This is a genomic window from Bacillus sp. REN16 (genome assembly GCF_020731355.1).
Taxonomy (GTDB): domain Bacteria; phylum Bacillota; class Bacilli; order Bacillales; family Bacillaceae_L; genus Ferdinandcohnia.
Genome location: NZ_JAJFZK010000057.1, coordinates 1 through 908, shown reverse-complemented (window position 1 = coordinate 908; position 908 = coordinate 1). Strand labels below are relative to the sequence as shown.

Below are 908 nucleotides of genomic sequence, written 5' to 3'. Positions count from 1 at the left end.
AAAAAACGTGCTGATCGTGGAGATTCCCGTAGACTATCTCCCGATGATCAAGATCATATTCTGGAAACAAGAAAAAAATCTCCCTATATGCCTGTTAGTGTCTTCTACGAACAACTAATTCAGCAGGGGGAGATCCAACAAAATCAAGTCTCTTATTCTACTATAAATCGATTGTTGAAAAAACACAACCTAGTAGGAAAACAAATTCTTGCATCACCAGAACGGAAAAGATTCGCTCACGAAAAAGTAAATGTGTTATGGCAAGGGGATTTGTCCCACGGTCCATATGTATCAACTAACAAGAAAAAGGTAAAGACTTTTTTAATCGCTTATATAGATGACTGTTCACGGCTAATACCTTATGCCCAGTTCTTTTCATCAGAGAAATTTGATGGATTAAGGATTGTAACCAAAGAAGCCCTAATACGAAGGGGAAAACCGACCATTATTTATGCCGACAATGGCAAGATTTATCGTTCTGAAACTCTTCAATATGCTTGTGCACAATTGGGAATTACGTTAACACATACGCAGCCATATGATCCCCAAAGTAAAGGGAAAATCGAGAGATTTTTCAAAACGGTTCAAACACGATTTTATCCTTTATTACAAGCTGCACCAGCTCATTCAGTTGAAGAATTAAATGAAAGGTTTTGGCGTTGGTTAGAGGAAGATTATCACAGAAGAGTTCATGCATCCTTGGAGGGTAAAACTCCGCATGAGGTTTTCCATTCCCAGTTAGAGAGTATCAAATTCCTAGAGGATACATCTATTCTAGACACAATTTTTCTGAAACGGGAGGAACGGAAAGTTAAGGCGGATGCCACAATCACATTGAACAAAAAACTTTATGAAGTACCTAGTCGATACATTGGGACATCTATCGATGTTCGAATGGATGAGCAAGG

Annotated in this window: 1 protein-coding gene; it reads left to right on the top strand. The window is 38.4% G+C overall.

Annotation, left to right across the window (positions count from 1 at the left end; genetic code table 11):
- Nucleotides 1–908 (top strand): DDE-type integrase/transposase/recombinase (locus LKW28_RS22800; RefSeq protein ID WP_229142704.1); only part of this gene is annotated, 908 nt, incomplete at both ends.